Annotated in this window: 24 protein-coding genes, 1 rRNA gene and 1 other annotated feature; of the genes, 1 reads left to right on the forward strand and 24 read right to left on the reverse strand. The window is 50.1% G+C overall.

The features are described from left to right. Positions 1–60 precede the first annotated feature (60 nt). Positions 61–215 (reverse strand) — a sequence feature (ribosomal protein L10 leader region). A gap of 67 nt (positions 216–282) precedes the next feature. The 15 genes from rplA to MHI45_RS15305 form a co-directional block, all read right to left on the reverse strand. Beyond that, positions 283–975: a 50S ribosomal protein L1 gene (gene rplA / locus MHI45_RS15235; RefSeq protein WP_076112962.1), complete on the reverse strand. Its 693-nt coding sequence runs from the start codon at positions 973–975 to the stop codon at positions 283–285. Between the two features lie 81 nt (positions 976–1,056). After that, positions 1,057–1,482: a 50S ribosomal protein L11 gene (gene rplK / locus MHI45_RS15240; protein ID WP_020427083.1), complete on the reverse strand. Its 426-nt coding sequence runs from the start codon at positions 1,480–1,482 to the stop codon at positions 1,057–1,059. Positions 1,483–1,556: 74 nt separating this feature from the next. Next, positions 1,557–2,090: a transcription termination/antitermination protein NusG gene (gene nusG, locus MHI45_RS15245; protein ID WP_020427084.1), complete on the reverse strand. Its 534-nt coding sequence runs from the start codon at positions 2,088–2,090 to the stop codon at positions 1,557–1,559. Positions 2,091–2,110: 20 nt separating this feature from the next. After that, positions 2,111–2,302 carry a preprotein translocase subunit SecE gene (gene secE, locus MHI45_RS15250; RefSeq protein ID WP_038597114.1) on the reverse strand — a complete coding sequence of 64 codons (192 nt, stop codon included), beginning with the start codon at positions 2,300–2,302 and terminating at the stop codon, positions 2,111–2,113. Between the two features lie 20 nt (positions 2,303–2,322). Beyond that, the gene (rpmG, locus tag MHI45_RS15255; RefSeq protein ID WP_074086515.1) at positions 2,323–2,472 is read right to left on the reverse strand and encodes a 50S ribosomal protein L33; all 150 of its coding nucleotides are present in this window, start codon (positions 2,470–2,472) and stop codon (positions 2,323–2,325) included. A gap of 423 nt (positions 2,473–2,895) precedes the next feature. Further along, positions 2,896–3,540 carry an RNA polymerase sporulation sigma factor SigH gene (gene sigH / locus MHI45_RS15260; protein ID WP_020427086.1) on the reverse strand — a complete coding sequence of 215 codons (645 nt, stop codon included), beginning with the start codon at positions 3,538–3,540 and terminating at the stop codon, positions 2,896–2,898. A gap of 162 nt (positions 3,541–3,702) precedes the next feature. Next, positions 3,703–4,224, reverse strand: coding sequence for an NYN domain-containing protein (locus MHI45_RS15265; protein WP_076112963.1), 522 nt, complete (start codon positions 4,222–4,224; stop codon positions 3,703–3,705). Between the two features lie 2 nt (positions 4,225–4,226). Further along, positions 4,227–4,991: a 23S rRNA (guanosine(2251)-2'-O)-methyltransferase RlmB gene (gene rlmB, locus MHI45_RS15270; protein WP_038597120.1), complete on the reverse strand. Its 765-nt coding sequence runs from the start codon at positions 4,989–4,991 to the stop codon at positions 4,227–4,229. Between the two features lie 33 nt (positions 4,992–5,024). Beyond that, on the reverse strand, positions 5,025–5,462 hold the full coding sequence (locus MHI45_RS15275) for a Mini-ribonuclease 3 (protein ID WP_038597122.1): 438 nt from the start codon (positions 5,460–5,462) through the stop codon (positions 5,025–5,027). Further along, the gene (gene cysS, locus MHI45_RS15280; protein ID WP_076112975.1) at positions 5,459–6,865 is read right to left on the reverse strand and encodes a cysteine--tRNA ligase; all 1,407 of its coding nucleotides are present in this window, start codon (positions 6,863–6,865) and stop codon (positions 5,459–5,461) included. Before cysS ends, MHI45_RS15275 begins: the two co-directional genes overlap by 4 nt. 52 nt (positions 6,866–6,917) lie before the next feature. After that, on the reverse strand, positions 6,918–7,610 hold the full coding sequence (gene cysE / locus MHI45_RS15285) for a serine O-acetyltransferase (protein ID WP_038597125.1): 693 nt from the start codon (positions 7,608–7,610) through the stop codon (positions 6,918–6,920). Between the two features lie 533 nt (positions 7,611–8,143). Next, positions 8,144–9,607, reverse strand: coding sequence for a glutamate--tRNA ligase (gene gltX / locus MHI45_RS15290; RefSeq protein ID WP_076112964.1), 1,464 nt, complete (start codon positions 9,605–9,607; stop codon positions 8,144–8,146). A 50-nt stretch (positions 9,608–9,657) separates the two neighbouring features. Continuing rightward, complete coding sequence (gene ispF / locus MHI45_RS15295) at positions 9,658–10,146, reverse strand: 2-C-methyl-D-erythritol 2,4-cyclodiphosphate synthase (protein ID WP_038597129.1); 489 nt, start codon at positions 10,144–10,146, stop codon at positions 9,658–9,660. Positions 10,147–10,148: 2 nt separating this feature from the next. Continuing rightward, positions 10,149–10,841 carry a 2-C-methyl-D-erythritol 4-phosphate cytidylyltransferase gene (ispD, locus tag MHI45_RS15300; RefSeq protein ID WP_076112965.1) on the reverse strand — a complete coding sequence of 231 codons (693 nt, stop codon included), beginning with the start codon at positions 10,839–10,841 and terminating at the stop codon, positions 10,149–10,151. A gap of 93 nt (positions 10,842–10,934) precedes the next feature. After that, positions 10,935–12,023, reverse strand: coding sequence for a PIN/TRAM domain-containing protein (locus MHI45_RS15305; protein WP_076112966.1), 1,089 nt, complete (start codon positions 12,021–12,023; stop codon positions 10,935–10,937). A gap of 212 nt (positions 12,024–12,235) precedes the next feature. Between MHI45_RS15305 and MHI45_RS15310 the strand changes: the two genes are divergently transcribed. Beyond that, a complete protein-coding gene (locus tag MHI45_RS15310; protein ID WP_038597135.1) occupies positions 12,236–12,631 on the forward strand; it encodes a hypothetical protein in 396 nt (131 codons plus the stop codon). Positions 12,632–12,767: 136 nt separating this feature from the next. Here the strand turns inward: MHI45_RS15310 and pssA are convergent, their stop codons facing one another. From pssA to rrf, 9 genes are all read right to left on the reverse strand, one after another. Then, a complete protein-coding gene (gene pssA / locus MHI45_RS15315; protein ID WP_038597137.1) occupies positions 12,768–13,505 on the reverse strand; it encodes a CDP-diacylglycerol--serine O-phosphatidyltransferase in 738 nt (245 codons plus the stop codon). 63 nt (positions 13,506–13,568) lie between these two features. After that, a complete protein-coding gene (gene disA, locus MHI45_RS15320; RefSeq protein ID WP_038597139.1) occupies positions 13,569–14,645 on the reverse strand; it encodes a DNA integrity scanning diadenylate cyclase DisA in 1,077 nt (358 codons plus the stop codon). 13 nt (positions 14,646–14,658) lie between these two features. Continuing rightward, positions 14,659–16,026 carry a DNA repair protein RadA gene (gene radA, locus MHI45_RS15325; RefSeq protein WP_038597143.1) on the reverse strand — a complete coding sequence of 456 codons (1,368 nt, stop codon included), beginning with the start codon at positions 16,024–16,026 and terminating at the stop codon, positions 14,659–14,661. Positions 16,027–16,253: 227 nt separating this feature from the next. Further along, on the reverse strand, positions 16,254–18,722 hold the full coding sequence (gene clpC, locus MHI45_RS15330) for an ATP-dependent protease ATP-binding subunit ClpC (RefSeq protein WP_038597145.1): 2,469 nt from the start codon (positions 18,720–18,722) through the stop codon (positions 16,254–16,256). Between the two features lie 36 nt (positions 18,723–18,758). Continuing rightward, a complete protein-coding gene (locus MHI45_RS15335) occupies positions 18,759–19,823 on the reverse strand; it encodes a protein arginine kinase (RefSeq protein ID WP_038597147.1) in 1,065 nt (354 codons plus the stop codon). Between the two features lie 28 nt (positions 19,824–19,851). After that, positions 19,852–20,376, reverse strand: a complete 525-nt coding sequence (locus MHI45_RS15340) for a UvrB/UvrC motif-containing protein (protein WP_076112967.1) — start codon at positions 20,374–20,376, stop codon at positions 19,852–19,854. A 26-nt stretch (positions 20,377–20,402) separates the two neighbouring features. After that, positions 20,403–20,864 carry a CtsR family transcriptional regulator gene (locus MHI45_RS15345; protein WP_038597151.1) on the reverse strand — a complete coding sequence of 154 codons (462 nt, stop codon included), beginning with the start codon at positions 20,862–20,864 and terminating at the stop codon, positions 20,403–20,405. A gap of 345 nt (positions 20,865–21,209) precedes the next feature. Beyond that, entirely contained in the window at positions 21,210–22,382 is a 1,173-nt protein-coding gene (locus tag MHI45_RS15350; protein ID WP_076112968.1) for a GNAT family N-acetyltransferase, read from the reverse strand. Positions 22,383–22,803: 421 nt separating this feature from the next. Further along, a 5S ribosomal RNA gene (gene rrf, locus MHI45_RS15355) occupies positions 22,804–22,920 on the reverse strand. Positions 22,921–22,924: the final 4 nt, after the last annotated feature.

Here is a 22,924-nt window from a genome sequence, read left to right on the forward strand (position 1 = left end):
ATACACCTCCTGAAAATTTATGTGACGACGATTCTTCCGGAAAATTCTCGTCGTTCCTACGCAGGCATTAGAAAAGCCTCCGCAGATTCACGAAGGCTTGATAAAACGTAAGTTACACAGGCATGCACCCGGCACTTCTTGTTTCTATCACAACACCTCGGTAGGAAATTAAGCCCTACGGCACCTACTGTCTACGGTAAGCATATTCAAGTTGAAGAATGATCACCTTAAAGTTCACAACTGTTATAGATTATCAAAGATGACTCTAGGAGTCAACCCCTATTATCTGTAAGAAGTTGTGTTTACACGAGCACTCGGTCCCATAGTGGACGAAATAGCAATGCTCTTCAGGTAAACACCTTTAGCAGCAGCCGGTTTCGCACGGTTCAGAGCGTCAATGAGGGATTTAAGGTTTTCGTTCAATTGTTCAGCATTAAAGGAAACTTTGCCGATAGGCGCGTGAATTTGACCGGCTTTATCAAGACGGTATTCGATTTTACCGGCTTTGATTTCTTGCACAGCCTTGGTAACGTCGAAAGTAACTGTGCCAGCTTTAGGGTTAGGCATGAGGCCTTTACCACCGAGCAGACGACCCAGTTTACCAACTTCACTCATCATATCAGGTGTAGCTACGCAGACATCAAATTCAAACCAGCCCTGTTGGATCTTGTTGATCATATCCTGATCACCTACAAAATCCGCGCCAGCAGCTTCAGCCTCTTTCGCTTTTTCACCTTTTGCAAATACAAGCACGCGTTGCGTTTTGCCTGTGCCGTGAGGCAGGACAACAACACCACGAACCGCTTGGTCTTGTTTACGCGGGTCTACACCCAGACGAACTGCTGCTTCAACGGTTTCGTCGAATTTGGCAGTTGCCGCCTTTTTCACAAGCTCTACAGCTTCTGAAGGCTCGTAAGTTGCTTCGCTATTGATCAGCTTAGCAGATTCCAGGTATTTCTTACCATGTTTAGCCATGAAAATGTTCCTCCTTTGTGGTGTTAGCGGAAATTCCTCCCACATATTGCGGTCATGAATGACCGGTGCATCGAATACATATTAGTCTTCGATTGTGATACCCATACTGCGGGCAGTACCTTCAACCATGCGCATTGCAGCTTCGATAGATGCAGCGTTCAGGTCGGGCATTTTTGTTTCAGCGATTTCACGAACCGCTGCGCGGCCGAGCTTCGCTACTTTTTTCTTGTTTGGTTCACCGGATCCTTTTTCTACTTTAGCAGCGATGCGAAGCAGAACGGCAGCCGGAGGAGTTTTAGTGATGAAGGTAAACGAACGGTCTTCAAATACTGTAATTTCAACCGGGATGATCAGGCCAGCCTGGTCGGCAGTACGAGCGTTGAATTCCTTACAGAATGCCATGATGTTGACACCTGCTTGACCTAACGCCGGACCTACTGGAGGCGCTGGATTCGCTTTCCCTGCAGGAATCTGCAGTTTCACCATTTTAATAACTTTTTTAGCCATGAGTGACACCTCCTTGCGTAAATAGTGGTATTCGAACGCTTAAAGCGTTCTCCCACAAGAAACCCTTGACACTGTTATATTTTCTCCACTTGAGTGAAATCCAACTCCAGCGGGGTTTCCCGTCCAAACATGTTAACATGCACTTTGATCTTGCTCTTGTCAGCCAAAATCTCTTCCACGGAGCCCACAAAATTCGCAAAGGGACCAACCATAATACGTACGGATTCCTTAATTTCGAAATCAATCTTCGCTTTAGGTTCAACCATGCCCATATGCTTCAGAATTTGTTCAACTTCTTCCGGAAGCAGAGCGGTAGGTTTGGATCCGGAACCTGTCGAACCGACAAACCCGGTAACGCCCGGCGTATTGCGGACAACATACCAAGAATCATCAGTCTGAACCATTTCGACCAAAACATAACCAGGATAAACTTTACGCATGACAGTTTTTTTCTTGCCATCCTTGTTTACCAGTTCTTCTTCCATAGGAACAAGAACACGGAATATTTTGTCTTCCATGCCCATGGACTCAACGCGTTTTTCCAAATTGGCCTTAACCTTATTCTCATACCCGGAATAGGTATGAACAACATACCATCTTTTTTCCATACAAGCCACCTGGGACCTCTCTAAATAATCGTTTCGATCAGAGCGGAAATACCGATGTCCAGAACCCAGAAGTAAAGCGCCATAACTACAATTGTACCGAGAACGATCAATGAATAGTTTTTCAACTCTTTACGGCTAGGCCAGCGAACTTTTTTGAGCTCGCTCCAGCTCTCAGTGAAAAAGGAAAACAATGACTTGAAACTACGTTTCACGCCGACTACACCTCCAAAGACTATCTGGTTTCGCGATGAGGAGTTTGCTCGTTACAGAACTTGCAAAATTTCTTCATCTCCAAGCGGTCGGGGTGATTTCGCTTGTTTTTGGTTGTCGCATAGTTTCTTTGTTTGCAACTTGTACAAGCCAAAGTGATAATTACCCGCATGATATGCACCTCCCGAAGACGTACTTCTAATCTTATAATTAGAAGACGCAAATATTGATCCTAAAAAAACCCGCGAATTTAGGCCTACCTAAAACACTTTAGCATAATGTCAAGCTCTGTGTCAACGAAAGAATTCCCCATCGCACTGGGTAATTTCGGGTAATGTAGCCGTGTTCCATTCATTGTCTTGTTCTTGTCTTTCCCAGCTGTTCGCTGCCTTGTGCAAGGTCGTCATGAATGACATCACGGACGGAATTCCTCGATAGAACATCGATAGGCACTATTCTTACCATTATGGAGCAATCCGACTGTGAATAAACCTCTTAGCAACGGCAATCAACTAAAATCCTATCTTATCCATCAAAACTTGCATAAACACTAAAAAAAGACTCGATGACCGAGCCTTTCCTGTCCATTATATCATTAATTGTCACGCACTTCCAGATATCTTTCCAATTTACGTTTCACTCGCTGCAGAGCATTGTCAATCGACTTCACATGCCGCTTCAAATCTTCCGCAATCTCCTGATAGGACCTGCCGTCCAGATACAGCATCAGAACTTTGCGTTCGAGATCACTGAGGATCTCCGCCATCTTATCCTCCAGGCCGATAAATTCCTCCTGGTTAATAATCAGTTCTTCCGGATCCAGCACCTGGGTTCCGCAAATGACATCCATCAGCGTCCGGTCGGAATCTTCATCGTATATAGGCTTGTCCAAAGAGACATACGAATTAAGCGGGATATGCTTCTGGCGGGTAGCCGTCTTAATGGCAGTTATAATCTGACGGGTAATACAGAGTTCGGCAAAGGCCTTAAACGAAGACAGCTTATCGCCCTTGAAGTCACGAATTGCCTTATAAAGGCCAATCATGCCTTCCTGTACGATATCTTCACGATCCGCTCCAATCAGAAAATAAGAACGGGCCTTGGCACGTACGAAATTACGGTACTTGTTAATCAAATGCTCCAATGCGCCACTGTCGCCACCACGGAAGATCTCGACAATTTCTTCATCACTTATGAAATCATACTCAGACAGCATTAATTCCTTGAGGTCGACACTCACCAAGAATCCCCCCGGCTGCAACGCAAGACACATCGTCACTTCTCGAAATATAGGATCAGTATATATTATGTTACCTTACACCGTCAACCGCATTTGTCCAAAAACAATCTTCTATAACAATTTTTGGCATTTAATCAAATGATTGCGGGTTTCCGGATGCTTTCATTGCCGCCGCCAATCCTCCAGGCGTTTCCGCATCTCCGGTGGAAGTTTTTCTTCCAGGGAATGGCGCTGGGAGCTGATACCCTGCGGCTCGATAGCTTTCTTAACCTGCTTTTGATTTTCTTCGATCTCCAGCCGCAGCTCTCTGGCAGAAATCCGCAACGCCCCTTGGGCAAAGATTACATGCTGCTCCACAAAATCGCTGGTTGCCACATAAATCTGCCGGCGGCGGTGAGCGAATTCTCCAACCAGCCGCTCAATGCATTCGTCCGCGGTTTCTTTTTCCTTAGTGAAAAAGACCTGTACCTTCCCCTGCACAAAGGAACGGCCAAGTCCCGGAACACGGTAAGCATCGAATACGGCAATGACGCGCCGCCCCGTGAATGCCTGATAATCGGCCAGCATATCCAGCAGCCGGTCGCGTGCTCCCTGCATGCCTGTCTCCGACAGTGCCGAAAGTTCCGGCCAGCCGCCGATCATGTTGTATCCATCCACAAGCAGCACATCGCGCCAATCTGCCATAGCTATCCCTGTACTTGCCGGCGCCGCAATACCTCATACATAATGACGCCGGCCGCAACTGAGGCATTCAAAGAGTTGATCTTACCGGCCATTGGCAGCTTCAGCAGTACATCGCATTTTTCACGGATCAAGCGGCCCATTCCCTTGTTCTCATTGCCAATAACAACAGCTACCGGACCGGTGAAAATATCCGATTCATACAGGTTCTGATCTGTAGCAACATCTGTTCCGACCACCCAGACGCCCAGCTCCTTAAGCCGGTCTATAGTCTGGCCAAGATTGGTGACCCGCGCTACGGGGACATATTCTACAGCTCCGGCTGAGGTTTTGGACACGGTGGCCGTAATTTGCGCAGAACGCCGTTTGGGCACAATTACCCCGTGTACGCCGGTGCAATCAGCTGTCCGCAGAATGGAGCCCAAATTATGCGGATCTTCAATCTCATCCAACAGGATAAGAAAAGGCGGTTCCCCTTTGGCCTCGGCCGCAGCCAGAATATCGGCAACTTCCGCATAAGCGAACGGCGCAGCCTGAGCCACTACTCCCTGATGCTGCACTCCGGGTGCAAGCTGGTCCAGCTTCCGCTTGTCTACATGCTGGATCACAATCCCCGCTTTGCGTGCTTCAGCAACGATCGGTGCAGTTAAATGCTTTTGCGCCGTTTCGGCGATCCATATCTTGTTCAGTGTACGGCCGGCACGAAGCGCTTCAAGCACCGAATGCTTACCGGCCAGTATTTCTTCTTCTGTCTTTATTTCTTCTTCCATGTTCATGCCTCCTGTTCTATAAGTTTTATGGCCTCACTTGGGCCGGTTCATCATGTACTCTATACTGCTGTGGACGAGTTCTTGGATTCTCTCCTGCTGCCCAGTGTAATACAGGTGTCCGATCAGGCATTCAAAAGCGGTGGCATGGCGGTATTCTAGCACATCCGCATTTTTGGGGATCGTCCCTGACTTAGCGTTCCGCCCTTGCCGGGCGACATCCTTCTCCTCATCCGTGAGCATCGGGTCAAGAAAGGCAAGAATGGTGCTTTGTGCCTTAGCCGAGACCAGTCCGGTTGCCGTGCGGTGCAAGTGATTCGGACGAAGATTCGGCAGCGAGATCAGATATTGGCGGACAGCCACTTCATAAATCGCGTCTCCCGCATAGGCGAGCACGATTGGCGAGAGCTGCCGGACCGGCTTGGAGGGTTCGTACGGGAACCAAGCGTTGTTCACATTGAACTCCCCGCTCATTTACGACGCCACCGCATTCCTTGTGGAGTGTCTTCAAGCAGGATGCCCAAACTGTTCAACTCGTCGCGGATTTCATCGGACCGTCCCCAGTTCTTATTCTTGCGCGCTTCTGCCCGCTCTGCGATCAGCCGCTCCACATCTTCACTTGCGACCTCTTCTTCAAGCTCGGGAGCAAGGCGCAGAACATCATTCATCTCCGCAAAAGCCTTCAGCAGTGCCGCAAGATCCGCAGATTTCGCCTCGTTGTTCGCAAGCGTAAGATTCGCAAGGCTTACCCAGTCGAATACGGCAGTGATCGCATCCGGGGTATTGAAATCATCCTGCATTTTAGCATGGAAAGTCTCCAGTATATTCGCCAGGCGATCCACGGTCTCTCCGCTCGCTGCTTCCCCAGCCCCTTCAGGAGCAAGTTCCAGACGATGCTTCACATTACTCTCTGCCAGCGCGATCCGCTCGGCGCTTTTCTCGGCAGACAGCAGCGCTTCTTCCGAAAAGTTCAGCGGATTGCGGTAATGGGTGGAGAGCATGAAATAGCGGATCGTTCCGGCTTTGAAACGCTGGCGGATATCCTTGACCAGCAGCCCGTTGCCGAGCGATTTCGACATTTTCTCGTCTCCGATGTTGAGAAATCCGTTGTGCATCCAATAGTTCGACAGCGGCTTGCCGGTCAGCACTTCCGTTTGTGCGCATTCGCATTCATGATGCGGGAACTGTAGATCCTGCCCCCCGCCGTGGATATCAATAGTATCGCCCAAATATTCACGGACCATGGCCGAGCACTCGATATGCCAGCCGGGACGTCCATTCCCCCAAGGGCTATGCCAATGGATTTCACCCGGTTTGGCCGCTTTCCACAGCACAAAATCCTCGGGCTTCTCCTTGCGCGAATCTACTTCCACACGAATCCCAAATTGCAGTTCCTCGAGATTCTGGCGGGACAGCTTGCCGTAATCGGCAAATTTGCCCGTGCGGTAATACACATCGCCGCCGTTCTCATAAGCATAACCTTTGTCTTCAAGCTCCTTGATGAGCTCAATAATCAGATCCATACTTTGTGTAACCCGCGGATTCATCGTCGCCGGCTTTACACCAAGACCGGCAAGATCTTCACCGTAGGCAGCGATAAAAATTTCAGCGACTTCAGCTACTGTAGTATTCATTTCCTCCGCTTTGCGGATCAGCTTGTCATCGACATCGGTGAAATTGGTAATATATCGTACCTCATTGCCGATTGCCTCTAAATAATTGCGGACCGTATCAAAAACGATAACAGGTCTGGCATTTCCGATATGCATATAGCCGTAGACGGTTGGTCCGCATACGTACATTTTTACCTCCCCTGACTTCAGAGGCACAAACTGCTCCTTGCTGCGACTCATTGTGTTGTAGATTTGCAAAGCCATGCTGTTCCCAATCCTTTCTGATGTTCCGGCATTCACTGGAATACCGGGATGCTTAAATTTCATAGTCCCCTATATATTGCTGGCTCTCCAGCCGCCGCTGCTCGGCTTTCTGCTTATCCTCATTCCCGAGCTGTTCCCGGATTTCCTCAATCTCCTTCTGCAGGAAACGCAGGGAATCTACCAGCGGATCCGGCATCTTGGTATGATCGAGACGGTCGGATACCCGTTCCCCGTTGCGCTTGACCACTCGGCCGGGATTGCCTACCACAGTGCTGTTATTGGGCACTTCACGCAGTACGACCGCGTTGGAGCCGATATTGGAATTATCGCCGATCCGGAACGATCCCAGTACTTTCGCACCGGAACCAATTACAACATTATTGCCGACAGTAGGATGGCGTTTTCCTTTTTCCTTACCGGTTCCCCCAAGCGTAACTCCTTGATAGATAATAACATCATCACCGATTTCACAAGTTTCGCCAATGACTATCCCCATGCCATGGTCGATAAACAACCGATCCCCGATACGGGCGCCGGGATGAATTTCGACACCGGTCATAAACCTGCTGATCTGTGAAACGATGCGCGCCAGCGTAAACCAGCGCCGTTTGTAAAAAGAGTGGGCCATCCGATGACCCCAAATAGCGTGAAGTCCGGCATAAGTGAAGACAACCTCGAATCTGCTGCGGGCTGCGGGATCGTTGTCGAATACTGCCCGAATGTCCGACTTGATATGCTTAAACATCACGGTTCCCCTCTTCTTGGCTTCCCCGCCTCCTGTTTACAGGTACGCATAAGGAAGGTATTGGCGCAGCCCACTATCTATCTCTCTACACGTTTGCCGCGAGCTTTGGCCTGGTCAGAAATCCATCTTTATATCCAAAGAATCTGCTCTCCCATTTCAACAAAAAACGCCTCTGCAGCTTAAAGCTGCAGAGGCGTGTAACCGCGGTTCCACTCTGCTTGGATGATTGCATATTCCCCAGCCCAGCATTCCGGCCTCTGGATGCAACATCCCTCTTGCGTCGTTAACGGCAACGTTCCCGGCATAGTCTAACGTCCCTCAAAGGAACGCTCAACCCTGCAGCTCACAGGCGCATGTTCAGCGGCGGACAAATGAATAACTTCCAGCCTCTTAAGGAAGTTCCTTACGAGGTTATTCTCTCTGGCAATTGTCCTTATGCGCGTACTTTTCCTGATCACAGCTATTACAATATTCTTCTATCTTAGCGAAAAGATAAGGGACTGACAAGAGGTTTGCCCCCAGGCCATCAAAGCTTAGGCCCCTTTGATTTGTGATTTCAAACGTTCAATGACACGGTTCCGGCCCAGCAGGGCAATCGTCACATTCAGATCACGGCCATGCGTCTGACCTGTTAAAGCGACACGGATTGGCATAAACAGCGCTTTTCCTTTATGGCCCGTCTCTTTCTGCACTTCTTTAATCAGAACAGCCATATTGCTGGCAGTGAAATCTTCAGCACCTTCCACCTTGGCCAGAAAAGCGGAGAGAACTTCAGAAACCTGGCTCTCAGCCAGAATCTGAGCCGCTTCCGTTTCGAGCTCCACATGGCTGCGGAAGAACATTTCGGAAAGCCCGACAATATCCGATGCAGCCGTCAGCTGCTCCTGATACAGTGCAACGAGTGTTTCCGCCCAGGTCTGCTGTTCATCATTAAGCTGAGCCGGCAGTCTTCCCGCCTTTTGCAGATGAGGAATGGCCAGCGCTGCAATCCGCTTCGGATCCGCATGCTTAATGTAGTGATTGTTCAAATGAGCCAGCTTGTTCGTGTCGAATACAGCAGGACTCTTGGACAGGCGGTCAGCGGTAAAGATCGAGATCAGCTCTTCTTTATTAAAGATTTCCTCTTCACCTTCCGGAGACCAGCCAAGCAAGGAGATGAAGTTAAAGAGAGCTTCCGGCAGATAGCCTAGCTGATCATACTGCTCGATGAATTGAATAATGGATTCGTTCCGTTTGCTCAGCTTCTTGTGGTCATCGCCGACAATCAGCGTCATATGGCCAAAGAGCGGCGGTTCCCAGCCAAGTGATTCGTAAATCATCAGCTGGCGCGGCGTATTGGAGATATGGTCTTCCCCGCGCAGCACGTGGGAGATTTCCATCAGATGATCATCTATCGCTACAGCAAAGTTATAGGTCGGAATTCCGTCCTTCTTCACGATTACAAAATCGCCCATTTCTTTAGTAGTAAAAGAAATGCTGCCTTTTACGATGTCCTCAAAGGTATATGTGCGATCTTCCGGCACCCGGAAGCGGATACTGGCAATACGTCCTTCCGCTTCAAACGCGAGGCGTTGTTCCTCTGTCAAATCGCGGTGCTTGCCCGAATAACGCGGAGTTTCGCCGCGGGCCGTCTGTTCCTCACGTTCCGCTTCCAGCTCCTCTTCGGTGCAATAGCAGCGGTAAGCCAGACCGCGGTCCAGCAAATCCTGCCAGTAGATACGATACAAATCAAGGCGTTCGGTTTGGCGGTAAGGGCCGTACTCTCCGCCAACGTCGACGCTCTCGTCCCAGTCTACTCCCAGCCATTTCAAATATTTCAGCTGGCTTTCTTCCCCGCCGGCGACATTGCGCTTTACATCCGTATCTTCGATCCGGATAATGAATTTCCCGCCCAGATTACGGGCAAATAAATAGTTAAACAGTGCTGTTCTGGCATTTCCGATATGTAAATGTCCCGTAGGGCTCGGTGCGTAACGCACCCGGACTTGATCCGCCATAGTATTCCCTCCGCTTCATAATGGTTAAAATTAGGTCACTTGCAGCCATCTCAAGATGATATCACATCTTGGAGCAGGCAGACAATAGATTGTGCCGCAATTCCTTCTCCGCGTCCGGCAAAACCGAGCTGTTCGGTAGTGGTCGCTTTTACATTTACCTTCGAGGTTTCCGCTCCCAGCGCGCGGGCAATGATCTCGGTCATCTGCGGGATGTACGGAGCCATCTTTGGCTTCTGGGCAATAATGGTTGAGTCGATATTGCCGAGCTTATAGCCACGCTCGCGGGCAAGACTCCATACCTGCTCCAGCAGCTTCAGGCTGTCCGCATCCTTGAAGGCCGGATCGGTGTCGGGAAAATGCCTGCCGATATCGCCGAGCCCAAGCGCCCCCAGAATAGCATCACTTACCGCGTGCAGCAGCACATCCGCATCGGAGTGCCCCAGCAGCCCTTTTTCATAAGGGATGGTGACTCCGCCAATAATACACGGTCTTCCCTCTACCAGCTGGTGTACATCAAAACCTTGTCCTACAGCTATCATGCTTAACCCTCTCCCCTGTTTCTTTCTGTAAATTCGGCAAAATCCAGGTCTTCCGGCGTTGTAATCTTTATGTTCCTGTAGCTTCCCTCCACCACAGATACCGGAATCCCGCTGCGCTCGGCCAGACTGGAGTCATCGGTGCCAATAAATCCTTCCTGCTCCGCCGCGGCATACGCCGCAAGCAAATCAGACAGACGAAAAGTCTGCGGGGTCTGAATCGCCCACAGACTTCGCCGATCCGGCGTAGACAGCACCTTGCCATTACCGTCCACCTGCTTGATCGTATCCTTTACCGGCACTGCAAGTACGGACGCGCCGATCGCTCTGGCCCGTTCGTAGCAAGCATCAATCTCACTCTCCTGCACGAATGGACGTACACCGTCATGCACCATGACCCAGTTGGTGTCCAGCTGCTTTAGCCCCAAATGCACGGAGTGTTGGCGTTCGGAGCCTCCGGGAACGACAGCCTTCACTTTATCCAGCTTATAGGCCTCTACCCATTCCCGGCAGCGTTCTATGTCCTCCTGGCCAGTGACCAGCACAATTTCAGAGATAAGCTCATGCTGCTGGAACACCTCCAGCGTATGCACGATAATGGGTTTGCCTTGAAGCAGCAAATATTGCTTGCTCTCGGCGGTCCCCATCCGTGTTCCTCTGCCTGCCGCCACAATCACGGCGCCCACACTGTTCGACATTCTTTTTGCTCCTGTCTTTCACGTATATCCCCATCATAACGTGTTTGGCGGTCATTTCCAACCCAAAAGACATTTTGCGATATGGCTTCTTGCTTATTGCGCTTTTTCCAGCAGTTTCGGTTTGGCGAAAATCATTCTGCCGGCTGAGGTCTGCAGCACACTTGTAACTAAAACCTCCATCGTCGTGCCGATGTACTCGCGTCCGCCTTCAACGACAATCATTGTTCCATCATCGAGATAGGCTACCCCTTGTCCATGCTCCTTGCCGTCTTTAATGACCTGTACGATAATCTCCTCTCCCGGCAGAACAACCGGTTTTACCGCATTTGCCAGATCGTTGATATTAAGTACGGAAACCCCCTGCAGCTCACAGACCTTATTGAGATTGAAATCATTGGTTACTACCTTGCCGCGCAGCACTTTGGCGAGCTTGACCAGCTTGCTGTCCACCTCGGAGATCTCTTCGAAATCGCCCTCGTAGATCAGCACCTTCACATCCAGTTCTTTCTGGATCTTATTGAGAATATCTAGACCGCGCCGACCACGGTTGCGTTTCAGCAGATCGGAAGAATCGGCGATGTGCTGAAGCTCTTCCAGAACAAACTCAGGGATGACAATCGTCCCTTCGATAAATCCCGTTTTGCAGATGTCGGCAATCCGCCCGTCAATAATGACGCTGGTATCGAGAATTTTATGCTCCTCCAGTCCGCGGCCCTCCGGTTCAGCCGATTGCCCCCAGCGCCCGGTTGTCCAAAGCGAGGCCAACTCCTCTTTCTTCTCCAGACCAATACGCAGCCCCATATAACCCAGAGCTAGCGTGGCAGCCACCTGCACCAGCTCACCTGCCTTCCCCAGCCAGTCCATGGCCGGATGGAGCAGCAGGGACAACAGCAGCCCTCCCGTAAGTCCTGCGGCACCTGCGGCCAATTCATTCATCGGAATTCGTGAGCAGTACAGCACCGCCTCACGCAGCTTTGAACCTGCCCACTCCGCGCATAAAGTCCCCGCAAACAAAAAAATAATGGCACCCAGCACCGTAAATAAAATGCTTCCTTCCACAGGCAGATTTCCCCCCAGCTTTCCCATTCCCTCAGGGAACCCTTTTTCTGCCGTATGGTATAGCGAAAAACCGGACCAGGCTCCGCATAACCCGGCAAGCGTCAACATCACTTTTTTCCACATAACCTTAAGCACCTCCTTTTATTCATCCTAAAATGATCTATACCTCACCAGTATGTTCCAATTTTCAGGACGGTAATCGGGGGTTGCTTATTTTTTCTCATACTTTTACCTTACCGCTTCTGTAAAGATTCCCAGGAACTCCTATTCCCGTTGAAAACAGGGGGGCCCTGGCATATAATGAACTCAATTACGAACCCAGGGGTGAATGAAAAATGAGCGCACCAAGTTTACAGGCCTTTCAGGATCAAGTCTCCGAACTGCTGCTCCGTCACCGTAGTCTTCTGGATGTAATGTCCAAGAACGGGCAGAGCAGCGCATCCGTCAACCGTGCCGTTGTCAAGGCCATTACCGAATGCGGCTGTATTCAGCTGCATGCCACCAAACAGGTGTTCGAGCCCGCTTTGGGACTTGAACAAGCCAAGGAACTCGCAGGAACTCATCTTGAGGGCCAGCTGTGCGAGAACTGCCGTGAAGTTGTCGCTTCCGAGCTGGGGCGGGAATTGTTCTATATGTCCGCACTGTGCAATCTGCTTGACATTAATATGGACGAGGTTGTGGTGAAGGAATCGCAGAAATGCGCTACGCTCGGTTTGTTCAACCTATCCTAATCATGACTGCAGACGCTCTTGTATGCTTTCTTCATACGTTCAGCCGAAAAAGGCTTTGCCGTCCACTGAGGTCAGGGAGGGCAAAGCCTTTTTGGTATATATAAAGGAATTATCATCTAGAGGAATAACTTGCATGCTACCCGTTCTTGGAGTGATAGATCTTGTCTTCCGAACGTCTTCTGCGGCGGTGACGGCGACGTGCCGTGAGCCGGTCAATATTATGCTTAAATCCGTACAAAGCATACAGTGCGAGCAGTCCAAAGATCATCTTGGCAATCTGCTCCGGGAACACAACTGCTACTGCTACCGCCACAATAATCACTAACGGCGCACCAACGACCGCTTTTTTGGGCAGTCCGATCTTCTTGAAGTTAGGGTATTTGACTGTACTGACCATCAGATAAGATAAGAGCAAAGTGGCAACAATCATGAATGGAGCGGAAACATCTTTATGAAAAAGGGCCAGTGTGGCGAGCACGCCACCTGCAGCAGGAATAGGCAAACCGACAAAATATCCGGGGATTCCCGGGCGGACATTAAAACGGGCCAACCGCAGCGCCCCGAATACCGGGAATATTGCTGTTACAGTCCAGCCGAGCGCAGAACTCAAATCCTGCAGGCTTGTAAGATACATAATTAGCGCAGGTGCCACACCAAAGGATACGACATCGGATAGGGAATCCAGCTCTTTGCCAAATTCACTCTCGCAGCCCAGCGCCCGCGCTACACGGCCATCTAGTCCGTCAAGCAGCATAGCGATAATCACCATGATAGCGGCCATGCTAAGCTTGCCGTCAAACGCCATCATGATACCAAACATTCCAAGCATCAGGTTACCAATGGTAAAAAGACTCGGAATTGATTTTTGTATCATTTCTTCACCTCTATTTTATTACTTTGAGCCTAACTTCTTCAATATTACGTGATTGTATGTTATTTACATTTGCCTGTCAATAAGAACTTGTTTCTGCAGGCGTTTAAGTCCGTCTTGGATATTTCGTGCCCGAACCTCTCCGATTCCATCCACCTCATCGAGTTCCGCGATGCTCGCGGTCATCAGATTCGGCAGCATTTCGAAGCGCTCCACCAGATTGTGGATGATCACATTCGGCAGGCGTGGAATCTTATTAAGCAGCCGGTACCCGCGCGGAGTAACAACTTCCTCGGAGGCAATTGCTGTAGAGGAATAGCCGAGCAGACGGGCAATATGATTGTCATCCATCAGCTCATCGTCGCTGGAACGTTTGAGGCCGGCAATAATTTCGCGGATTTTGTCCTCCTGTTCCTCTCTTGCATAGTCTCTGTACAGAAGCCATGCTTCTTCCTCTGTATTTCCGACCAGTTCTTCCATCTGCATGCTGATCAAGCGCCCTTCGTTGCCGAGTTCGTTGATATAGCGCTTGATTTCCATTTTAATGCGCAGCACCATCTCCACACGCTGGATCACCCCGACTACTTCGGCCACGGTAACGATGCCTTCATATTCAGAAGCGGAAAGGTTCGTTAAGCCCTGGGTAAGTACTGCTTTGTACTTCTCCAGGGTTTGTATGGCCTGGTTAGCTTTGGCCAGAATTGCCCCAATCTCCTTAAGCGCATAACGGATGGAACCTTGATACAAGGTAATGATGTTCCGCCGCTGGGAAATGGATACTACCAGCTTGCCCGTCTGCTTGGCGACACGCTCTGCAGTACGGTGGCGGATCCCTGTCTCAATGGAGGAGATGGAGGAGTCGGGAATGAGCTGCGTATTTGCGTACAGTATCCGTTTCAAATCCTCGCTCAGAATAATGGCTCCGTCCATTTTGGCTAATTCATATAAATAATTGGGTGAAAAATCGCAGTTAATGGAGAATCCCCCATCGACAACTTCCATCACCTCCGGGCTGTATCCGACAACAATCAAAGCTCCTGTCTTTGCACGCAGCACATTCTCCAGACCTTCCCGGAAGGGAGTTCCGGGTGCCGCCATCCTCAGCAGATCATTCATATTATCTAATTGATTATATTCTTTCATCTTCCTATGCCCCCTAATCTAACGCGACCGATAGTGCATCTGCTACGGTACTGACGCCAATAATCTGGATATCCTGCGGATGTTTCCAGCCTTTCATGCTCTTCTCTGGCATAATCACTCTCCGGAAGCCAAGCTTAGACGCTTCCTTCACCCGCATTTCCGCGCGTGAGACCCCCCTGACCTCACCGGTGAGACCGACTTCACCAAAGAAGACATCATAAGGCTTGGTTGATATATCGCGGAAGCTGGAAGCAATGCTGATAGCTACAGCCAAATCTACTGCCGGTTCATCCAGCTTTACCCCACCGGCAACGTTCAGATAAGCATCCTGGTTCTGCAGGAACATCCCCATCCGTTTTTCCAGGACTGCAATAATTAGCGCCATCCGCTGGTGGTCCATACCTGTGCACATCCGGCGGGGGGAAGGGAAATGAGTTGCAGCGACAAGCGCCTGAAGCTCAACAAGCACCGGTCTGGTTCCTTCCATACTCGCCACTACTGCGGAACCTGCTACACCTAGCGGACGTTCGGACAAGAATAGCTCGGAGGGATTCTCCACTTCTGTAAGCCCGATCTCCCCCATCTCAAAGATACCGATCTCATTGGTTGAACCGAAGCGGTTCTTGACTGCCCGCAGCAACCGGTACGTATGATGCCGCTCTCCTTCAAAATAGAGCACGCAATCCACCATATGCTCCAGCATTCGGGGCCCGGCAATCGCGCCTTCCTTAGTGACATGACCTACAAGTACCGTTGCGATCCCGCGGATTTTGGCGATTCGCATAAATCTTGTCGTACATTCCCGAACCTGTGTCACGCTGCCGGGTGCACTGGTCACTTCCGGCATGAATACCGTCTGGATGGAGTCAATGACGAGGAACTGAGGTTTGATCTGTTCAATGGCTTCCTCGATGCTTTCCATATTCGTCTCGCACAGTACATACAGCTCTGCCGATAACGCCCCGAGGCGATCGGCACGGAGTTTCGTCTGCCGAACCGATTCTTCTCCCGAGATGTACAGTACGCGTAAACCTTGAGTAGTCAATGCATGCGAGGTCTGCAGCAGCAGGGTTGATTTCCCGATGCCGGGGTCGCCTCCGACCAGCACCAGCGATCCCGGCACAATACCTCCGCCGAGAACCCGGTTAAGCTCACCGATGCCTGTCAATATACGGGGCTCTTTGTCACTTTCTATATTTATGATCGATTGCGCCTTTTCTTTACTCTGAAAAATAGGTGCATTCATTCCTTGTGTTTTGACTACGCTTTCGGTCTCCTCAACCATGGAGTTCCATGCCTGGCAGCCCGGGCATTTGCCGAACCACTTCGGCGATTCGTAGCCGCATTCGGTGCAGAAAAATTTAGTTTTTGGTTTAGCCATGTGTACTCCTTACCGTCCGAACTGCTTAAATTGCGGATAATTTTCTCTTATTCAAAGTTTACCATTTCTGCACCTTGAACGAAAGGTCAGTTCAGAGCTACTTTTGAGGAGTATCCCATTAACTTTCCTGAAATTCGGGTGAATTATCACCAAAAGGGTCTGCACAGCAACAAAAAGCCCCCGCCCCTCTATACGGAGGAGCGGGAGCTATGTTTCACAGATGGATATTATTTCTCAGTTTCTACTTCTTTTTCCAGGGAAGCTGCTGGCGGCTCAACGGTAGTTACGACAAGCTCACCGTTCACCTCATCAATCTTGAGGGAATCACCTTTTTTGATGTTGCCCTTCAGCAGTTCTTCGGACAGCCGGTCCTCAATATGCTTCTGGATCGCCCGGCGAAGCGGACGTGCGCCGAAGGCTGGATCATAGCCCTCTTTAGCCAGGAAGGCTTTGCCTCCCTCTGTCAGCTCAAAGTCCACATCGTACTCACGCAGCCGCTTGCGCAGCTCATCGGACATCAGCGTAACAATTTCTGCAATATGCTTTTCTTCCAGGGAGTGGAAGACAATGATCTCATCGATCCGGTTCAGGAACTCGGGACGGAAGCTCTTCTTCAGCTCATCCATAACCTTGCCCTTCATATTGGTGTAGTCTGCTCCCGCATCCTGCACCGCTGTGAAGCCCAGCGTCGAATTCTTCTTGATCGCCTGCGCTCCTACATTGGAGGTAAGAATGATCAGAGTGTTGCGGAAATCGACCACGCGGCCTTTGGAATCGGTCAGACGGCCGTCTTCCAGCACCTGCAGCAGGATGTTGAATACTTCCGGATGGGCCTTCTCAATTTCGTCCAGCAGTACTACGGAATATGGTTTACGGCGTACCTTCTCGGTCAATTGTCCGCCTTCTTCATAACCCACATAACCTGGAGGCGCTCCTACCAGTCGGGAAGTGGAGTGTTTCTCCATGTACTCCGACATATCAATCCGGACCACCGCATTCTCATCGCCGAACATTGCTTCAGCAAGCGCCCGTGCCAGCTCGGTTTTACCGACCCCGGTAGGACCGAGGAAGATGAAGGAACCCATAGGGCGTTTAGGATCCTTAAGTCCTGCACGTGCCCGGCGGAGGGCCCGGCTGACTGCCTTGACGGCTTCATCCTGGCCGATTACCCGTTCATGCAGGATAGACTCCATATTAAGCAGACGGTCGGTTTCCTCTTCCTTCAGCTTGCTGACCGGTATGCCGGTCCAGCTGGCAACCACTTGAGCGATATCCTCCGGTGTAACCTGTGAGTCGGTGCGGCCTTGCTTCTCTTTCCACTGGTTCTTAGTCGTGTCCAGTTCCTCGCGGATCTTTTGCTCCGTATCCCGCAGTGCGGCAGCCTTCTCGAATTCCTGGCTCTGTACGGCTGAATCCTTCTCCTTGCGGATATCATCCAGACGCATTTCCAGTTCCTTCAGATTTGGTGGAATCGTATAAGAGTTCAATCTTACCTTGGAGCCGGCTTCATCAATCAGGTCAATTGCTTTGTCCGGAAGGAACCGGTCAGGAATGTAACGGTCGGACAGTTTTACAGCCTCTACGATGGCTTCATCCGTGATCTTCACCCGGTGATGGGCTTCGTAACGGTCACGTAGTCCGTAAAGAATCTGTACAGCTTCCTCAGGAGATGGCTGATCCACCGTAATTGGCTGGAAGCGGCGTTCCAAGGCTGCGTCTTTCTCAATATATTTGCGGTATTCATCCAGCGTAGTGGCACCGATGCATTGCAGCTCTCCACGGGCCAGAGCCGGCTTCAGGATGTTAGAGGCGTCAATGGCACCTTCCGCACCGCCTGCACCGATCAAGGTGTGCAGCTCGTCAATGAAGAGCACGATGTTTCCTGCCTGGCGAATCTCATCCATAATCTTCTTAAGGCGGTCTTCAAACTCACCGCGGTATTTAGTTCCGGCTACTACAGAACCCATATCCAGAGTCATTACGCGTTTGTCGCGCAGCGTTTCCGGAATTTCATTATTGATGATCTTTTGGGCCAGACCTTCGGCAATGGCTGTTTTACCAACCCCAGGCTCACCGATCAGCACCGGATTATTCTTCGTCCGGCGGCTCAGCACCTGAATGACACGTTCAATTTCCTTACTGCGGCCGATAACGGGATCCAGGTTGCCATCCTTGGCATAGGCGGTAAGGTCACGGGCCAGACCATCCAGCGTTGGTGTGCTGACATTAGCAGGCGCACCGCTGTGGCTGGAAGTAGCTTCGCTGCTGCCGAGCAGCTGCAGCACTTGCTGGCGGGCCTTGTTAAGGCTGATCCCCAGGTTGTTGAGTACACGGGCAGCTACACCCTCGCCTTCACGGATAAGCCCGAGCAGAATATGCTCAGTGCCGACGTAAGTGTGCCCCAGCTTACGGGCTTCGTCCATCGACAACTCGATAACTTTTTTGGCACGAGGAGTATACGCGATGTTTGTTGGCTGCTCCTGTCCTCTGCCGATCAGTGTTTCCACTTCATCCTGAATTTTCTCAAGACCCAGACCAAGTCCGATTAGAGCTTTCGCGGCTATGCCGTCTCCTTCACGAATCAGTCCGAGCAAAATATGTTCTGTCCCAATGTTGTTGTGTCCCAAACGAACAGCTTCTTCTTGCGCCAGCGCCAGCACTTTTTGTGCGCGTTCCGTAAATCTTCCAAACATCATATCTCCTGCACCTCCACGAATAATAAATATCTATAATTAATGTTGTGATCCCAGTGTTTCCCGGAGCAGCTTCGCCCGGTACATATCACGTTCAGTAGCCGTGAGCTCATCGCCGAACAGCTTTTGCAAAAATCCGGGCTGTGTCTTGACATTCAGCTCATTCAGCACTGAAATCGAAGGCCCTTCCAGTATCCCCAAATCGACTCCAAGCCGCAAATCGGATAACCGCTGGGCCGACTCTTTTAGCTCCATCACTGCCGCATAGGACAAAATGCCGTAAGAGCGTTTAATCCGGTCGGTAATCCGCAGTGCGGAATCAACCAGCAGGCGTTCACGGGCATTCCGTTCATGCTCTATAATCTGGGTGACCACACTGTGAAGATTCTCAATGATCTCACTTTCGGTCTGTCCCAGTGTAATCTGGTTGGATATCTGAAAGATGTTTCCTACTGCTTCGCTGCCCTCACCATAAATCCCTCTTACGGTCAGTCCCACCTGATTTACAGCGGATAGAATCCGGTTGATCTGATGGGTCATAACCAATGCCGGCAAATGCAGCATCACCGAAGCTCTTAGCCCGGTTCCTACATTGGTGGGACAACTCGTTAAGTACCCTCTTCTATCATCAAAGGCATAATTGACAGAAGCCTCAAAAATATCGTCGATGGCCGTTGCCCTTACCCAAGCCTCTTTAACCTGCAGGCCGGGAAACAGACATTGAATCCGGAGGTGGTCTTCCTCATTGATCATAATGCTGACCGACTCATCCTCGTTCAAAATGACCGCTCCACCCCGTGAATCATTGGCTAGATTTGGACTGATCAGATGTTTCTCCACCAGCACTTTTTTATCCAGCTCATCCAGCTCATCCAGCTTCAGCAGTTGAAAGGTACCAAAGTCCGCTGCAGCTTCTCCCTGAAACACGGGTGCCAGCTGCTCCAGCGCCTCTTCCGCCTGCTCGGCAGATGCCAGCAAAGGAAAAGGCAGGTGCTCCAGATTGCGGGCGATACGCATACGGCTGCTGATTACAATCTCGGAATGGCTGCCACCGCAGCGCATCCAGTCACTAAGCGCTTGTTCGGTAAACCGGAGACTTGACATGCCGCATCCCCCCTATATATGAAAGACTTTACTCTTGTGCCATTTCTTTTTCAAGTCGGCGGATCTGATCCCGCAGCTCGGCTGCAGTTTCAAACTCCTCTTGCATAATGCTTTGCTGCAATTCCAACTTCAGTTCATCAATTTGCCGTTTGCACATAATTTGTGCCCCTGCACGTTTCGGCAGCTTGCCTACATGAGCGGTGCTGCCGTGCACTCTTCGGAACAGCGGATCCAGCGTGCTGTCAAAATATTTATAGCAGGAGCTGCAGCCGAACCGTCCAAGTTTGCTGAACTGGGAATACGTCATGCCGCAATTCTCGCATTTCAGACCCTGTGCATTTTGGGTTGCCGCGGATTTCTCCTTGCCGGAGCCTTCCAGATCCAGTAAACCGGAGAGCAGGCTGTGAATGGAGAACCCGCCCGCGGTTCCGGGAATTAACTCCCCCTTCTCCCGCGCACAGCTTTCACAAATATGAAATTCCGTCTTCTCTCCACTCACAATTTTGGTGAAATGAAGGGTAGCCGGTTTGACGCCGCATTCCTGGCAAAGCATAAGCGGTGTCCCCCTTACCATTCGTATTATTTACCAAGCAAAGAAATCAGCATGGCTTTCATAATCTTGGCACGAATCTCATCCCGGTAGGGCAGATTAATCGTCAGACAATCCCGGGAAACAGCGGCGCGCATGAGACACGCTTCACGCTTGGTTAAGAACAGGGCCTCCTCAAGCTGGTAAATCAGCCCTTCGGCGGAATTCTGGTCAATATCATTGCCTATCGTGGATTTGAGATGTGCGTAAAGCGCCACATTCTGAGGAAGCTCAAAGCGCTGAATCCGGATGTAACCTCCGCCTCCACGTTTGCTCTCGACCACATAGCCCTTCTCCAAAGTAAAGCGCGTACTGATGACATAATTGATCTGCGACGGTACACAGGAGAACTGGTCCGCCAGATCATTACGCTGAATTTCCACCGTACCTTCGGGACTTTCATGCAAAATATTCTTCAGATATTGTTCGATAATATCGGAGATATTACGCATCACTCATCCTCCAGTGTTCAAATCGTTAGGGTAATTCTTGCTGTACACCCGTCCGGCGGTGATCTCTTAAGAACTTAACCCAAGCACCTGATGGCGAATCGGACACAATGTCCTGCCTTTCAGACCATTACACTTAGGAGAGACTGCTTTCGAGATGCGTTGACTTTGACTTTCTTTGACTTTTTTCATATTATAACATATTCTCACTGAATTCCAAGTGGTTAGTCTTATTTTTTACTTATTGCTGCCATTGTATTCGGAGTAACCCTTGGATCAACATGCATTTTTATATGAAAAAATAAAAAGCTCTCCCTGCTTCATTCAGCGCGGAAGAGCTGCTTACGATTAAAAGAAATCAAATAATGCGGTCCGTGCCTGCGGCATAATCCCTTTCAGCCACTCCACAGCTTCTAGACTGCCGCTTAATTGCCCACAGCGATGCAATTCTTCCGGATGTTTGTATCCAAGCAGCAGCACCGTCAATGTTCCAATGCCGCAGCGCAAATCCGCCTGCTCTCCGGTATCCTTTACTTGTATTAAAGATGCCTCACCTTGCTGATTGACCTTCCACTCCCACAGCCCCTCGTTCCACGGGGCATGCTCATCCTCAATATACAACATGCGCTTTTGCAGCTCGCTCTGTTCCTTAAAGGTGAGTCCTTCCACAAAGGCTTTGGCATTAACAATACGCGCCATAAAATAAGGATAATTCTCCTGCGGAATACGGGGATCCGGAAGCAAAAACGGCAGCATATCATCTGCTGGCACCAGGTTTAACTTCGCAGCGGTGACCATCGAATCATGGTTGGCGAGAAAAGTCCACAATCCCCGGCGGGCTTCTTCGTCCATAAAAATGAATTCATCAATAACCAGTTCTTTGTTCTCTATTTTATAGAGCACATAACCTCCCGGTTCACCCGCTGCAGAATAAAACACACAATGATGTGTATCCTCATCCACTACGCTGTTCTCCCACCATTCACGATCACGCAGCAGCGTACCGTTATACCCGGAAGCAAAGCGCCCGTATAACTGCTCCATTACTTCAATATTTGCTTTATCGCGCTCTACACGCCCCTCCATTTCGGCCTTCCGCGGAAACTTGCCCACCGGTATCGTGTACTTCTTATATTCACAGTAGATCTCCCACCCGAACCTGCGGTAAAAAGGAATCAAGAAGGGATGCAGGAAGGAAAGCGTATGACCTGATTCGTTCATTGTTTGCAGCGTGTGGGACAAAAGCTTGGCCACAAGTCCCTGTCTGCGGTTCTCCGGCCATGTCGCCACTCCGGCAATCCCACCCATGGAGACGGCTTTGCCTTGCACATACACCTGAAGAGGCAGCAGCGTCAGCTCTGCACTTAGCTCCCCTTCCTCAAAGATGCCCCAGACTCTTTCCGGCTTGAACTTCCGTTTGGATTTTACTCTGTCGTCACCGTTAAGTTTGAATTGAAAAGCGTACTCGGACAAGCCAAGGCTTGCCTCAAAATCCTCTAGCTGCAATTGCCTGATCTCCAATACCTTCACCTCATTATCAAATAGAATAGTGCTTATCAAGAGTATATCAAGTCCAAAAAAGGTACGCGAATCCGCCAAGAAAGATTATAAAGAATCCAATGGTTATCCACAACTTATACACAGCAGCACAAAGAACCGGAAAGAATATCTTTCCGGTAAAAAATAGTTATCCACGATTCCACAGTCTCTATCCACAAATTCCACATATTATCCACAAAACCCGTGTATTACTTGGATTTTCTCTTGACGAATCCCCAACAATATGTCTTTCATCCACATCATTTAGGGATAGTTCCCTATCAAATATTGTATCCACATGTGTGTAAGTTTTCTGCGCTTGCTGAAAATTATCCACAACATTTCCACAGCCCTGCACAAACACAAAAAAGCCACTGTCAATGAATCAACAATGGCTTTGTGTGCTTGGCGGCGTCCTACTCTCCCAGGACCCTTCGGTCCAAGTACCATCGGCGCTGGAGGGCTTAACGGTCGTGTTCGGGATGGGTACGCGTGGAACCCCTCCGCTATCGCCACCAAACAGG

This window comes from Paenibacillus sp. FSL H3-0321, from assembly GCF_038002865.1.
Lineage (GTDB): Bacteria > Bacillota > Bacilli > Paenibacillales > Paenibacillaceae > Paenibacillus_AQ.